General features: G+C 33.4%; 7 protein-coding genes. 6 read left to right on the top strand and 1 reads right to left on the bottom strand.

From position 1 onward, the window contains the following. Nucleotides 1-342 precede the first annotated feature (342 nt). Together UABHE_RS02070 and UABHE_RS02065 are read left to right on the top strand one after the other, a co-directional pair. Nucleotides 343-4,032, top strand: a complete 3,690-nt coding sequence (locus UABHE_RS02070) for a protein kinase (protein ID WP_372368527.1) — start codon at nt 343-345, stop codon at nt 4,030-4,032. A gap of 75 nt (nt 4,033-4,107) precedes the next feature. Beyond that, complete coding sequence (locus UABHE_RS02065) at nt 4,108-7,743, top strand: protein kinase (RefSeq protein ID WP_372368525.1); 3,636 nt, start codon at nt 4,108-4,110, stop codon at nt 7,741-7,743. A gap of 144 nt (nt 7,744-7,887) precedes the next feature. On the opposite strand, the gene UABHE_RS02060 is transcribed toward UABHE_RS02065, so the two are convergent. Continuing rightward, nucleotides 7,888-8,754, bottom strand: a complete 867-nt coding sequence (locus UABHE_RS02060) for an alpha/beta fold hydrolase (protein ID WP_372368524.1) — start codon at nt 8,752-8,754, stop codon at nt 7,888-7,890. Nucleotides 8,755-9,292: 538 nt separating this feature from the next. Here UABHE_RS02060 and UABHE_RS02055 point away from each other — a divergent pair. The 4 genes from UABHE_RS02055 (at nt 9,293) to UABHE_RS02040 (ending at nt 15,847) form a co-directional block, all read left to right on the top strand. Continuing rightward, complete coding sequence (locus UABHE_RS02055; protein WP_372368522.1) at nt 9,293-10,486, top strand: V4R domain-containing protein; 1,194 nt, start codon at nt 9,293-9,295, stop codon at nt 10,484-10,486. A 23-nt stretch (nt 10,487-10,509) separates the two neighbouring features. Further along, on the top strand, nt 10,510-12,030 hold the full coding sequence (locus tag UABHE_RS02050) for a SpoIIE family protein phosphatase (protein ID WP_372368521.1): 1,521 nt from the start codon (nt 10,510-10,512) through the stop codon (nt 12,028-12,030). A gap of 242 nt (nt 12,031-12,272) precedes the next feature. Next, nucleotides 12,273-13,715, top strand: a complete 1,443-nt coding sequence (locus UABHE_RS02045) for a cysteine desulfurase family protein (protein WP_372368520.1) — start codon at nt 12,273-12,275, stop codon at nt 13,713-13,715. Nucleotides 13,716-13,717: 2 nt separating this feature from the next. Further along, the gene (locus UABHE_RS02040) at nt 13,718-15,847 is read left to right on the top strand and encodes an ATP-binding protein (RefSeq protein ID WP_372368519.1); all 2,130 of its coding nucleotides are present in this window, start codon (nt 13,718-13,720) and stop codon (nt 15,845-15,847) included. The last annotated feature ends 13 nt before the right edge of the window (nt 15,848-15,860 follow it).

Below are 15,860 nucleotides of genomic sequence, written 5' to 3'. Positions count from 1 at the left end.
GTACTTCTTTGGATCGTTTATGTCTTAGCACTATCATCTTCGTTTGTTTTCATGGGAATTCGCGAATTCTATACACCGAAGTACTTTGAGCTGCTAATGGGTGGTGGCCAATTTCACATAATTACTAAACTGTGCTTTTCTTTATTTGAATACACAATATATGAAAATTACTACTACGTAATTTGTATGGCAATTACTTCTTTCGGATGGATTTTCTCATCATCAGCGAAACAAGTGCTGTTTTTTTGTGCTATCGTTTCATTTCATGCTTTTTTGTGTTTATTGCTATTTTGCGGGTTATACGTCACACAGATTCTATAGTCATTTTCGATGAGGAAATAAATGGACCAAGAACAGACGCCTAAAAAAATACTCTCTGATTCTTTTATCGATCAAGTAAATCAGCAACATCCACTACAAATTCCAAATAAAAAACAGAGTAAAAAGAAATATGGGCACTATCAAGTTTTGGAGAAAATTGGCGAAGGTGGTATGGGAGTTGTTTACAAAGTTTATGATACTGTTCTCAATCGAGAACTTGCCCTAAAAGTTTTATTGCATGAAGACATACACTTTAAAAAACGATTTGTACGCGAAGCAAAAGCCACTGCACGCCTAGACCATCCAAACATTGTTAAGTTTTATAATTTATTTACCGAAGATGATTCATTGTGTATCGTAATGCAGTATATTCCAGGGATGCAACTTCAACAATATATACGGCAAAAAAACCCTACTTTCAAACAAAAACTACAGATAATGGCGACAATCATTGAAGCGGTTGACTACTCTCATAAATACAATATTTTGCATCGAGATATAAAACCCGAAAATATCATAGTTAACGATGCCGGTATTCCTTACTTAACCGATTTTGGTATTGCCAAGGTTACTGAAACTTCGGAAAAATCATTGACCAAAACAGGCACATTCATGGGAACACCTGATTATATGTCCCCGGAACAAGCACGAGGCGCATTTCGCGAACTAGATGCGCGAGCAGATGTATATTCGTTAGGGGCGAGTTTGTACGAAGTGGTCACAGGATCAACACCTTTTCCTGCGATGAATATCAGCGAAGCTATTTACACAATCCTTTACAAAAAACCCTTGCCTCCTACTGCAATTAATGACGAACTACCCAAGGCCATTGATCACATTTGCCTGAAAGCAATCGCTAAAAATAAAAGAAAGCGCTATTCCACAGCAAACAATATGGCTAAAGATCTAAAGTTCTTCCTAAAAGGTGAGTCAATTATTCTTAGGCATTATCTTTACAAGCTGCGACAAGTTATCCCTCTTTTATTACTTGTATGTGCTTTTTTTGCTTTATACAACAATCAAAAAATAGAAAAAACCCAAACAAGTACAATCGAACGCGTTTATTTTCCAGACATAATAAAAATGATTGCGAGTGAAAAATATAGCGACGCAGAGAAAACAATAACAAGTATTTTTGCTGTCTCGTCAAAAAACGCCATAACACAGCAAACATCATACTACCTCAATATGCTTAACCTATACATCGGAATATGCATAATTAAACAACAAAACTACGATAAAATGAAAGAAGCGCTAGTATACTTAGAAAAAGCTAAAAAAGGATTACCAAAAGAACCTAAGGTATACAAATACCTAGGCCTTTACTACATGAAAAAAGGTGATTTAGTTAACGCTCTATCAAATTTACAGACAAGTGCAGATTTACAACCTTACGATAGCGATACCCACTACTATATTGGAAAGGTACAATCCTTAACCCAAAGAGAACAAAATAAAGAAAACAAAAACACTATAAAAAAATATTTACGAGCACTTAGACTAAATACTTTGAATTTTAAAGCTTTTGCAAGTTTATACAAAGAAGCGGTGAAATATCCGCACCTACAAAACTTTGCTCATTATCACGCTATTGCAATAAATTACGCTTTCACAAAATTTCCTGCACCTAATATATTCCAAAACAAACTCAATGAAATAAGTAGACAAAACTATGAGAGCTACTTTTATTGGAGCAATGAATTATTTGACGAGGTAACTTCTCAAAAAAGTGAGGTTTATTACTATCATTTTGCAAATTTGCAAAACTTACACATTCAAAAACAACTTCAAAATGCCGTTACGAATGTTCAAGAAAAAACGAAAAGAATCTCTTCGACAACAATAAAAAACATATTTATCAACAACGATAATGTTTTTTATCGTTATTTAGCGGCTTGCGCTTTGTTACATACTCATGACTCTCATCATATATTCAAATGTATGCAAAGCAAGGATTACAAAAAGGCAATTATTAGTTTATGTGCTTTGCATTCTCAAGGAATCCCAATCAAGGTTCCTTTTGAGTTACTTTCCGCAATAGAAACCGAAAATGATATCACATTACAAACTCTACTGGCGCAAAATATCAAAAAATTAGATATCAAACAGCTTGAAATATGGATGGCAAGTAGTAATCAAAAATTGCAACTTTGTGCGGCAGCAAATATATTCAACCAAGAAAACATCTCTAAAGATTTACAAAATAAAACCCAAAAAATACTAATAAAAAATATGGACAACGCTGACATTGCCACTAGTCGCTATGCTCATTATCACTTTTGGAAATCTATTTATAGTAAGGAGTATGGAAACGAAGCTATTTATAAGAAAGGTTTAGACCACAAAGATCACGATATCAATGCTATAGTTTTAAGACTTTGTCGTATATTCAATAAAAAGTCATTATCTTCTTATACAAACAAATACTTGAGTGATGGCCAAATAGGAAAACGCAACCTCAACTTAGTCTACGCTCTTGGTTGTATTGAGAGTGGTTTGGTTCAAAAAATAATAGATGATCCCAAAAAACCTTTACTACTACGCATTCTATCACAACACATAATGATCTATACACTTTCTTATTTTCAAAAACATCCAATTTTCAAATTACGACCGTACTTGGAGAAAAACAGCCAAGAAGCTCCTAAATATAAAAATGAGAATATGCGCTCCATCCACTATGCTTATTTAGCCACGACAGTCAGTTATAATATAACTTATGATTTTACTCAGTTTTTTGAAGGCGAGTCAAAGTTTGTGCAACAAAATATTATGTATAGTTTGAAATGCGCCAGCGTTAGAAGAAAAACAGTGGCGAAACAAATACATCATAGTAATAAAATAAAATGGGTTAAAAAGCATCTCAATAATCCATCAGATCAGATAAGACATCACGCTTGGGCTGCGTGGGTGATTATGTCTGAATCCGAGCGCACAGAAATATTTAAAAAAGCTTTCGATTCCAAAGATCCAATGATTCGTCAAGGAGTGGCCTCTGGTTTTTATAATATTTTTTATTTTTATATCCGTAGGATTATGCCTGAATTTAATGAACGTATGACTTCTCTACAAAATTTTAATGAACTATATTACGAGCACGTTGAGAGAATTGTACCGTCTCTGTCATCGAAAATACAAAAAAAGTTAGAAAAAAATCTGACTTACGCAATCCGTTTAGATCCTAAAGTTTCGCATTACTACCATGATAGAGCACTTTTTTTTAAAATGCAAAAAAAAGATTCTTTGGCAAGAAAAGACATAGAGCAAGCTATTCTACAAAAAGAGACTCCAAGATATTTACTCACTCGTGCACAATTTTTGTCTTCAAAAAAATCTCCTGACAAATTAAAAATAGAATCTATATTATCAAAAGTACTAGCTCTAGCAAATAACAAGACAATTAGACATAAAGTAGGTACACAATATTTTAAAATTGGTATGTACAATAAAGCAAAAGAAATTTTTTGGAAGATTCATTTACAAGATCCTACTGATGTGCTACAGAGCATTTGGTTAGTAAAAATATTCTGGGCAACCAACCAAAAAGAAAAAGCAAAAGAATTCCTACGTGCTGTAATTGAAATAGAAAATCAGTATTTAAGGCATATAAATTCTTATCGAGTCAAGAAAATGCGAAGAAGAATTCCTCTAGGGTATTTAAAATTATTTTTACCTGAATTGCCAAATATTGATAGTTTCACCAATAAGTAGGTATGTTTCGCATTTTGAGCATATTGTTTTGGAATTTATGTATTATCTGAGTTCTATAATTATTATGAGGAAAATATGGATCAACAGCCACCCAAAAATTCACTACACATTTTGAATAAAATACATGGCAAAAAAAAATATGCGCACTACCAAGTTCTAGAAAAAATAGGTGAGGGTGGGATGGGGGCTGTTTATAAAGTTTATGATACGACTCTCAATCGAGAACTAGCTTTAAAGGTCTTATTACACAAAGGTGTACATTTTAAAAAACGATTTGTACGTGAAGCAAAAACCACTGCATGTTTAAATCATCCGAATATCGTTAAGTTTTACAATTTTTTTGTCGAAGATGAATCGTTGTGCATTGTAATGCAATACATTCCGGGAATACAACTCCAACAATATATACAACAAAAAAATCCATCATTAGAACAAAAGCTAGAAATAATGGTAATGATTATTGAGGCTGTTCACTATGCACATAGCTATAATATTTTACACCGCGATATAAAACCAGAAAATATTATAGTTAGTGACACAGGCATCCCTTATTTAACGGATTTCGGTATTGCAAAAATTAATGACAATGATGAAAAATCATTGACAAAAACAGGTTCATTCATGGGAACACCAAATTATGTGTCTCCTGAACAAGCACAAGGTCAATTACGCGAACTAGATGCTCGTACTGATGTGTATTCGCTGGGGGCAACTTTATACGAAGTTGTCACAGGGGTTACACTTTTTCCGCCGATGAAAATCAGTAAAATTATTTATACTGTCCTTAACAAAAAACCTTTACCACCTAGTAAAATCAATAATAAATTACCCAAGATTATGGATAGTATTTGTCTTAAAGCAGTAGCTAAAGACAAAAAAAAGCGTTACTCTACTGCAAATGATATGGCGAAAGACCTTAGATGGTTCTTAAAAGGTAAGTCATTCTTTTTAAAACACCACATTCACAAATTGTGGCAAATAACAGTATTATTGTTATTTGTATGTGTGTTTGCTGTTTTCTATAGTAAAGCAAACAAAGCAGAAAATGTACAAGTAAACAAGACCATAGAACGCGTTTTTTTTTCAAATATTACCAAGATGATCGCTGATGAAAAATACAAAAAAGCAGAAAAATTATTGAATAATATATTTTCTATTTCGAAAAAAAAACAAAATGAACACGAAACATATTATCTTGATATGCTTAGTTTGTATATGGCAATTTGTCTAATTGAACAGCGACAAGGTAAAAAGGTAGATAAAGAAATTCTGGCATTTTTGGAAAAAGCCAAAAAAGGATTGCCCAAAGAACCCAAAGTATATGAGTACTTAGGACGCTATTATATGGAAAAAGGCGATTTAGTTAATGCCCTACACAATTTACAAAAAAGTGCGAGATTACAACCTTATAATAGCAACATACATTACTATATGGGAAAAATCCTTTCTTTACAAAATAAGAATGACCTTGCCCAAAAGAGTTATTTACGTGCACTTGAGTTAAATACTTTAAATTTTAAAGCTTTTGCAAGTTTATACAAAGAGGCGGTAAAATATCCACACTTGCAACACTTTGCTCATTATCATGCTATTGTTGTCAATTATGCTCTAGCACGTTTTCCGGCACCTGATATATTTCAAAACGTACGAGACGAAATAAATAGAGAACACTATGTAAGTTATTTTTATTGGCGCAATGGATTGTTTGATAAAATCACTTCTCAAATAGAAGATATTTATTATTATCGTTTTGCAAATTTACAAGATTTATATATCCAAAAACAATTACAAAATGCTGTTGAAGGTACAACTGAAACGATTGAAAAAATATCTTTGACAACAGTAAAAAAAATATTCTTCAAAAGTGATAATATTGTTTATCGTTATTTAGCAGCGCGTGCCTTGTTACACACACACGATTTTCACCGTATTTTCGAATGTACCCAAAACAAAAATAGTAAAATAGCTATCATCAGTTTATGCGCTTTGCATGCTCAAGGCATCCCTATAAAAGTTTCCCCGCTATTAGTTCACGCAATAGAAAATGAAAACAATATCACATTGCAAACTCTACTCGCACAAAATGTCAAAAAATTAAATACCAAACAGTTAAAAATATGGATGACAAGTAATAACAAAAAATTAAAACTTAGCGCAGCTGGAAATATTTTCAACCAAGAAAATATTTCAGAGAATCTAAAAATAGAAGCAAAAAATATCTTACTTCAGAACATGGACAGCAAAGATATTGTTTTAAGTCGTTACGCTCATTATTATTTCTGGAAATCTCTCTATAGTATTGAACATGGAAGCAAATCTATTTACCTCAAAGGGCTCGATCACAATGATGAAGGTATCAATATCATTGTTTTAAGACTTTGTCGTATTTTTGATAAAAATCCATTGGCTTCTTACACGCAAAAGTATTTGAGTAACAATGAAATTGGAAAACGCAGTCTTAATTTGGCATATGCTCTTGGTTGTCTTGACAGTAGTTTGGTTCAAAATATAGTAGATAATCCCGAAAAATCACTATTGCTACGCATTCTATCGCGGCACATAATGATTTACACATTTACTTACTTTCAAGAACATTACATTATTACATTAGTAAATTATTTATATAAAAATAGCCAAAATATCGCTACATATGAAGATGAGAACATGCGCGCTATACACTATGCTTACTTAGCAACCACTTTTAGTTATCGTATAACTTATGACTTTACTCAATTTTTTCAAAATGAATCAAAACTTGTGCAACGAAATATTATGTATAGCTTGAGATCTGCAAGTGTTAAAAGAAAAACATTAATAAAACAGCTAAATCATAGTAGTAAAATAAAGTGGGTAAAAAAATACCTTGATAATTCATCACCGGAAATAAAACATCATGCTTGGGCTGCCTGGGTAATAATGTCTAGACCTGAGCGCACCTTAATATTTAGGAAAGCCTTTAATTCTGTAGACCAAATAGTTCGTAAGGCTGCCGCCTCTGGTTTTTATAATGTATTTTATTTCTATATTCGTCGCGACATGCCTAATTTTACCGAACGTATGAACTCTCTAGAAAATTTTAATGAGTTATACTATGAACGTATTGAAAAAATACTACCTACTCTATCGATAAGTGAAAAAAATATGCTAGAAGAAAGCCTTTCTCGTGCGATTATTTTAAATCCTAATGTTGCGCGTTATTATTACGATAGAGCACTTTTTTTCAAAGCGCAAAAAAAATATTCTTCAGCAAAGTTAGATATAGAACAAGCAATTAGCCTACACAAAAATAATCCGAGATATTTACTATCTTTTGCGCATTTTTCACCTTCAAAAGAGCCTTCAGACAAACGGAAAGTGAAGTCGACATTATCAAAAATTTTAATGTATACAAATAACAAAATAACCATACACAAAACAGCACAACACTACTTAAAATTAGGAATGCATAACAAAGCAAAAGAAATTTTTTGGAAGCTCCATTTGCAAAATCCTACTGATGTCTCTCAAAGTATCTGGCTAGTAAAAACTTACTGGATTACTAACCAAAAAGAAAAAGCAAAAGAATTTCTACATGCTTTAATTGAAACAGAAAATGAAGAAGTAAAACACGTCAATTCTTATCGAGTAGAGAAAATTTCCCAAAAAATCACTAAGCCATTTTTAAGAAGATTTTTGCCTGACCTACCTAATATTGATAGTTTCGTTAAGTAACTCACAATAAACTTACAACTTTTTGAATCTAGGCAAAATTAAACTGTTATCTAGGTAGGCTTGAAAACTATTCGCAATATCATAATACAAATAATATTGTAACAACATCTGTTATTCTCTAAATAGTAACACGCTCTAATTCTTTTATAAATTAACAACCTTACATAAAAAGTTTTTTATAAGCTCATTTACCTGTTGCGGATATTCCCGGTGCACCCAGTGAGTTGCTTCTTCAATATAAAAAACGTTGCACTGTTCGCACATTTTAGCACTTTGTTCTACCATATTTCGCGAAAGATAAAAATCATTTGCACCCCAAATAATGGCAGTGGGAACTTTTATCTTTTCATTTGAAAGTTCCTTGTTAGCAAACGTTGTTTTTCGGTAGCGTATTCCAGCACGATACCAATTAATCATAGCAGAAAAAGAATGTGGATTTGACCAAGATTTTTCATATAGGGTAATGTCCTTTTTAGAAAAGGCATTATTTGGGGTGTTAATCAAAGCATTTTTTAAAATCGAATTAAAATAATATAAATACTTTTCTGGCAAAAATGGTATTTGAAAAGCGAACATATACCAACTGCGTAACATTTGACGTATATTAGAAAGTAGATATTTGTGTAGAACTGCTAAATGTGGCATATTGAGTATAATTAATTTTCTTATTCGTTGTGGATATTTAGTTGCCAACCACCATGCAACACCTCCTCCCCAATCGTGTCCTATTATGTTTACTTTTTCAACTCGCAGTGAATCTATTAATGCGATGATGTCTGCAGCTAATATATCTAGATGGTAGTTGCGAACACCGCGAGGTTTGTCACTTAGATTATATCCTCTTTGATCGGGAACAATTACACGATATCCTTGTGTAGCTAAAAATGAAATCTGATGGCTCCATCCATACCAAAAATCAGGAAAACCGTGTAGCAGAATGACAACTTCGTCGTTTTTTGTTCCTTTTTCAACAACATGTAGTTGTATATTATTTACTTTCTTATATTGCATGCACAATCTTCTATAAAAATAGATTAGGGCGTATCATTAGATATTAATAACTACGGTAGCGGTAGTCGTGATGTCATGACCATGGTCCGTGGTTGTGACCGAATAGTTTAAGTATTTCTTGAAAAAAATCGCAGCTGTTCGGTTATGATTACGGCGTCGCGATCGCAGTCACTAGTTTTAGTATAATGTTTTAATTGATAACAGGCCCTATTTTGTTCTTTGCCGAAAAAGCTAATCACCACAAAGCTAATTATTATAAATCAAATAACAAAAGTCGTTTGAGATTTTAACTTTTATCTAATATAATAATTATATCAAATTTTTAAAGTATTTATCATGTCTTAAATACGGTGTGTCTACATTTAGATTTTTATAATGTGAGTTATTTTAAGAAGAAGTAGTAAAATCCTTGAAAGCGAATAGCTACACTCCACAATTGAAAAGTAACGAAGCTAATTTCTAAAAGAGCCAAATTCTAAAGAAGATAGTCTCACCTGTTTTTGGTCTACACATTATTGGTTATTGTATTGAGGTAAAAGTGGAAAATCTAAAAATTACTTTTGATTCGCAGCATAATCGCCGTTTGCTAGAATCAACCGAAGTTGTGGTTCATTGTCATCATTACAACTGTCAGTTACAAAGTTGTATTGAATCTAGTCAATTTATTGACGGCCCACGTCTTCTAAAAGACGTAGCGAAAGATGTATTTGGCAAAGAACTTGAACACTATATAAGTAAAAACAAGCTTGAGCTTGATTCCGCAGAAAAAAAATGGGATTTGGCACGTAAAATATATAAAACGCATGGCTTTGGAACATTTGACTGGCAAAACTTAGAAGAAGGAAAAATTAATTCTTGTTCTTCGCATTTTGCAGAAGGATGGAAAGCTAAGTTTGGTGTATCAAATCAGGCGCGTTGCTCTTTAACTTGTGGCTTTTTAGAAAGAGCCTATGAGCTTATCACTTCGCAAAAAGTCCAAATTAGTGAAACAAAGTGTATGGCAATGGGGAATGACGAATGTGTATTTGAAATTACTTCCTCTGACGAAACTCAAATAGTTCATGAAACTAATAAAGACATAAATTTTACTCCTTTTCTCAATGACCCTGATATTATTAATAGTAGTAATGTTAATGAAAAGGCAATTATTGAAGCTATTGCAAGTATTCCGGTCTATGGAGATGAACAAGGGCTTATACCAATGTTTGGAATATACGCAACAAATGTTCCAGCAGATTATTACAATCAAATATCTTACCTTTACGAATTAGAAATGGCAAAAGAAGGAAAAGATACAGAAGAAAGTGCACGCTCTTTATTGGTGTTTGGAGGAGAAGTTTGTGGGTTGCATACATTTCATGGTATTATGGCATCTCAAGAATGGGAAAGTTTAGTTTCTCCTATGTTAAAAAATCGCGAAGACAGCATCTTCTCATTGATTGCTATTACTAATGCTTTTGGATGGGGAAATTGGGCTGTTACCGAGTTACAACCAATGAAAAAATTGGTACTGCGTTCCTATAATGGTTACGAAGCTTTAGGTTATCGCAAAATGTTTGGTAAATCAGAAGTTCCTCGTTGCTATATGCTCACAGGTGTAAGTGCTGGCTTAATGGAGTTAATTTATAGTTCAGGAACTTTAGAAGACAAGTTTGGAAAATACCACTCTTGGGAAAGCAAATGTATTGCGAAAGGTGATCCTTACTGTGAATTTGTGGTAGAAAAATTTTAAGTACATTTCTAGAAAGTTGCTGTATGTCTTTTATGGAACAAATTCGCTATGACTTAGTATTTAAGTACCATAGCCTTGCTCAGTTTATAACTGATGCAAAAGGGAAAATCATTCATATTAACAATCGATTTAGTAGTATCACTGGTTATAGCTTAGAAGAAGTAAGAGAAAAAAGCATAGAGTCATTATTTTACAAACAAGACAAGAAGCGTTTATTCTTATTTCACAATAAAAAAAACTGTTCTGGAAGTGTCAGTTTTACTCATGAAATACAAATAGTACCTAAAGATGGTGAGCCAAAAGAAATCAAAATTTGGTTTAATATTTACCAAGAAAAAGATTATCGAGTTTGCACTTTAGAGGATGTAACCGAAAAGGCTGAACTCCTAGATCACATGCATCAGCAAAAAACTAAACTAGAGACTATTTTAACCTACCTCGGTGATGGTGTAATCATATGTAGTTTAGAACAAGAAATCACCATGATCAATAAAAAAGCAATGGAGCTCTTAGATTTGCGGACAGCGCATGGTGTTGTGATGTCTCGCGAGGCAATTGTTGGCCAAAGTATCAAGATATGTTTTCCACCTGATTCATATCCAAGGATTTACAATGACATTGAGAGTTTTTCAACAACCCCTGATGCGTCGTGTCGCTGTAAAATCGAAAATAATAACGTCGTACTACAAATTACATACTCTCCCATATTCACTGCACAAGACGAGTTTATTGGCGTTGCATTTTTGCTACATGATATAACAAAAGAAAGAGAAGCAGAAAAATTTCGCATAGAAGCAATGCAAAAAGAAGTAGAGATAGCGAAAAGAATTCAAATGACTCTTCTACCACCAGAGAGTGTATTAGCTGACGCAAAGGAACACTTTGACATTAGTGCGCAAATGATTCCTTCTGACGAAGTAGGAGGAGACTACTATGATTTTATTTTTTCTAAAAATGACCGTTACTGGTTTACGATTGGTGATGTTAGTGGACACGGACTTACTTCGGGATTAATTATGATGATGGCGCAAGTCGCGATTATGACAACAACTATTCTTTCTCCAGATATATCTCCCAAGGAAATGTATAGTAAACTCAATCGTGTTCTTTATACTAACATTCGCGAAAGAATGAAAAAAAGTCACTACATGACACTCTCACTTCTGGTTAGCAACAAAGACGGTAATTTTCATTATGTCGGAGCACACTTAGATCTAATTATCTACCGCTATCAACAAAAAAAATGCGAACTGATGCAGACAGAAGGTGTGTGGCTTGGCATTATTCCTGACCTTGGTAAGACAACATGCGAAAAAAGTTTTCAGCTTAACGAGAATGACATTCTTATCTTAATCACCGATGGTATTATCGAAGTTCAGAATGAACAAGGAAATATCTATGATTTTGATCGGCTAATTGCTTTGATCGAAAAAAATTCGCAATTAGCAGTAAAAGATCTACGAAATATAATTATAAAAGATGTTAACGAGTATACTTCTGATCCTCAAGATGATATGTCTCTTATGGTAATTCGTAAAACGTAAAGAAAAAAAGTTGCTCGTCAAAGATAACCAAAACAAACCACAGGGTTACAAAGAAAGATTTGCAAAGAAACCTTCAATCAAAACGAAACATAGCATTGATTAACAACCAAAGTTTTGAGACTACCCAATTTCATGTAAGAATTTGCACACAAACATAACTCTTTCAACAACCTTAATTTCGACTAAATCAAGTTTAAACCCAAAAACACCTTCACGATACAACAAAATTTACGGAGAATAAAGTGTTTCGCAAAGTTGTACAAGTAGATTGCATGAAACGTCGCGTTGTAAAATATTATTCTACAATCCCAATGTCTACACAAGCGATTACGCGTTTTGAAAAATACGGCGAAATTGTAATACTTCCTTTATTAAAAACTTACAAAGTAAACATACCGCATCAGTTTTTAATTCAAGGGATAGTAGACGGTTATCAATTCAGTGTATCATATAAAAATGAGAATTGGCAAGAATTGGAGCAACAATTCGATTGCGATTTAGAAATTGCACAACAAAGCAGTGAAAACGCTCATATATACCTAGATTACAACGCAACAACCCCCGTAGATCCGAGAGTTGTACAAAAAATGATGCCATTTCTTCAAGATTTATATGGTAATCCATCTAGTGCACATTCGATGGGGCAGCAAGTTCAAAATTGTATAAAAAAAGCACGACAACAAGTTGCTGCCATACTTGATTGCGATCCACAACAGTTAATTTTTACCTCCGGAGGAACGGAAAGCATAAATCATGCACTTTTAAGTGCTACGAATCGAAAGCGCTTTTTCAACCAAGAAAATAAACGCCATAAAATTATCACCGCAAAAACCGAGCATAGTGCAACATTAAAAACATGTGATTTTTTGAAAAATTGGGGCTTTGATATTGAATATCTACCAATAATTGATGGAATTGTTTCTCTTGAAGTATTAGAGAAATTAGTAAATGACGACTGCTTGTTAGTAACGCTCTCGTACATCAATAATGAAGTAGGAACGATTCAACCTATAGAAAAAATTGCAGATATTGTAAACAAATCATCTGCAAAGCTTCATATTGACGCTGTCCAAGCGTTAGGAAAAGTTCCAATATCTACGAAGAAAATACCTATTGATTTCCTTTCTGTTTCTGCTCACAAAATATATGGGCCAAAGGGAATAGGCGCTTTGTATATTAAAAATCCCAATGATAGTTCCCCTTTATTGTGTGGTGGAAAACAAGAATATAATTTACGTGGTGGTACAGAAAACGTTGTTGGTATTATAGGGATGGGAGAAGCATGTCAAATCGCACAGCGCGAAATAGACAAGAATAATTGTCACCTACATACTATTCGTAAAGAATTTCTAAAATTACTGTCGCAAAAAAATATAAACTCATCATTAAATCATAATCTCAATCTATCTTTTCCCTCAACACTCAACATTTATTTTGCGGATATTGATGGCGACACACTAATGATAATGCTCAATGAAAAAGGAATAATAGTGTCTCGCGGTTCAGCTTGTAATGCTCATGCACAAGAGCCTTCGCCAGTACTTCTTGCTATGGCGATTCCAACAACGCAAGCGCAAAAAAGTTTGCGCTTTAGTTTTGGAAAATATACAAATAATGATGAAATTCGTATATGCGTTGAAACAATAGACAAAATATTACAATCGTTAAAGAAAAAGGTTACTTAATTATGGAGGAACCGTCCATTCAAGAAGAAGCAACACGTTATGCACGGTTGTCAGAAATCATTCTCGCTGTATCTCGTGCTAAAGATTTAAAAACACTGCTTTCTGAAGCTGTTAGCAAGATCTACCAAGTTTTTAAATTTGATTGTTGCTGGTTAGGGCTTATTAGTGAAAACTACAAAAATTACGATTTACAATTACTATTTAATATAGATAAAGACTCTGTCTCCTATGAAAAGAATATATCACTTGAGGTAGGTCTTTGTGGTTGGGTAATCAAAAATCAACAAATGTATTTATCTGGTAACTGGCAACCAAATGAAACCGAAATCATCGCTTCGGGGTCAAGTGGTTTAAATTCCATATTGTCTTTACCTCTACAAGTAAGTGGGAAAACGATTGGTGCAATCATTTTTGCCGCCAGAAAGACTGATCATTTCGAAATCGCCGATTTAGAAATGGCCGTCACTTTTACAATTCATATGGCTTTAGCAATTGACCGTTGGCGTCAAGCAGATCAGCTTATAGAGGTTAATCACGAATTGGAAAGAAGAGTACAACAAAGAACCCAAGAGCTAGAAACAACGAACCAAGAATTACAACAAAAAATCATAGAAGGAGAGCAAATACGTAAAGAATTACAACGTTCAAAAGAAATAGCAGAAGATGCATACAAAGCTAAAAGTCAATTCTTAGCAAATATGAGTCATGAGCTACGAACTCCACTCAATTCTGTTATTGGATATGTATCTCTTGTATTGAAAAAATTTCTCGAACAGCAATCAAAGCCTTACGAATTATTACGGCGCGCTCAACAATCAGCTAAGGATCTACTGTCCCTCATAAACAATATTCTCGATCTTTCTAAAATAGAAGCTGGAAAAATGAGTGTTTATGCTGAAACATTCTCTTTGCAAACTCTGCTTTTAGAGTGTTGTGCACAAGCAGAGGGCTTAATAGTAGAAAAAGATGTAAAAATCAAGCATTCTCTTCAGGAAAATATGCCAAAAGTGGAAACTGACTTTATGTTAGTGAAACAAGTTATTAAAAACCTAATGAGTAATGCAACAAAATTCACGGCAAATGGAAGCGTAACCGTTCGTGCTAAATATGAAGAAGCTGCAGATTCCATTGTTGTCGAGGTAGAAGATACAGGTTGTGGAATACCAGAAGAAAAAATACAGTTAATTTACGAATCATTTCATCAAGCAGATGATTCTACCAAAAAGCAATTTGGTGGTACAGGCTTAGGACTAACTATTAGCAAAAGAATTTGCGATTTAATGGGAATTTCAATCCAAGTACGTTCTGGGGAACAATGCGGAACAGTATTTTCTTTGGATATTCCCTTAAAGTACGCTTCTAACAACCAAAATCGTAAATCTTCATCTCATATACGTAAAAGTAATAGCTTTGTGCTTTCTCCCTGGAAAAATAAACCACCAATCATTGTTGTTTCAGAAGAATTATACGATTCTATCAGTACCTGGCTTTCTTATTTTTCTTTTGAAATACGCTTTTTTTCGGAGAAATCGATAGTTGAAATAGATAAGGTAGAACAACCAGTAGTAGCATTTTTTTTGACATCGTTCTCGGATATTTATAAAAACTATCCACATGCAACTCTTATTGTGTGCACAGGACATCAAACCAGAGAATTGCCAAAAAATGTACGATCGCTATCATGGCCCAGTACTCAGCAAAACTTAGTGAACACTTGGCTTTCTGTTTTTTGCTCACAAAAAAAACAAAATGTACTCGTTGTTGACGATAATAAAAACAATCTAACTTTAATAGAACAGACCTTAGAAAATTCTATTTTTATTACTCATGTTGCAGATTCTGGACAAAAAGCAATTGAAATAGCACAAACTATAAAACCCAAATTAGTGCTAATGGATCTCGGAATGCCAGAGATGGATGGTTTTGAAACAATAGTCCAATTTAAAAAACGCAATTTAAATTTCCCTATTGCTGCTTGTAGCGCTTTTGTTGATAAAGATTTTAGAAAAAGAGCTTTTAAAATAGGCTGTCAGTCTTATATTACAAAGCCAATAGATATAGAACAACTTGTTTCGTATATAAATCAAACAATTTTACTTGTAAAAATAAAAACAAAATTAGGTTTTAAATAGGACGCGCTAACGC

Origin of the sequence: Candidatus Uabimicrobium helgolandensis (assembly GCF_041508025.1) — a bacterium.
Classification (GTDB): Bacteria; Planctomycetota; Uabimicrobiia; order Uabimicrobiales; family Uabimicrobiaceae; genus Uabimicrobium; species Uabimicrobium helgolandensis.
Note: the sequence above shows the minus strand (reverse complement) of the source record. Positions and strands in the feature narration are given on the sequence as shown.

Excerpts from the sequence above, each read along its gene's own strand:
- UABHE_RS02070 (WP_372368527.1), top strand. The coding sequence starts at position 343 with ATGGACCAAGAACAGACGCCTAAAAAAATACTCTCTGATTCTTTTATC.
- UABHE_RS02060 (WP_372368524.1), bottom strand. The coding sequence starts at position 8,754 with ATGCAATATAAGAAAGTAAATAATATACAACTACATGTTGTTGAAAAA.
- UABHE_RS02050 (WP_372368521.1), top strand. The coding sequence starts at position 10,510 with ATGTCTTTTATGGAACAAATTCGCTATGACTTAGTATTTAAGTACCAT.
- UABHE_RS02065 (WP_372368525.1), top strand. The coding sequence starts at position 4,108 with ATGGATCAACAGCCACCCAAAAATTCACTACACATTTTGAATAAAATA.
- UABHE_RS02040 (WP_372368519.1), top strand. The coding sequence starts at position 13,718 with ATGGAGGAACCGTCCATTCAAGAAGAAGCAACACGTTATGCACGGTTG.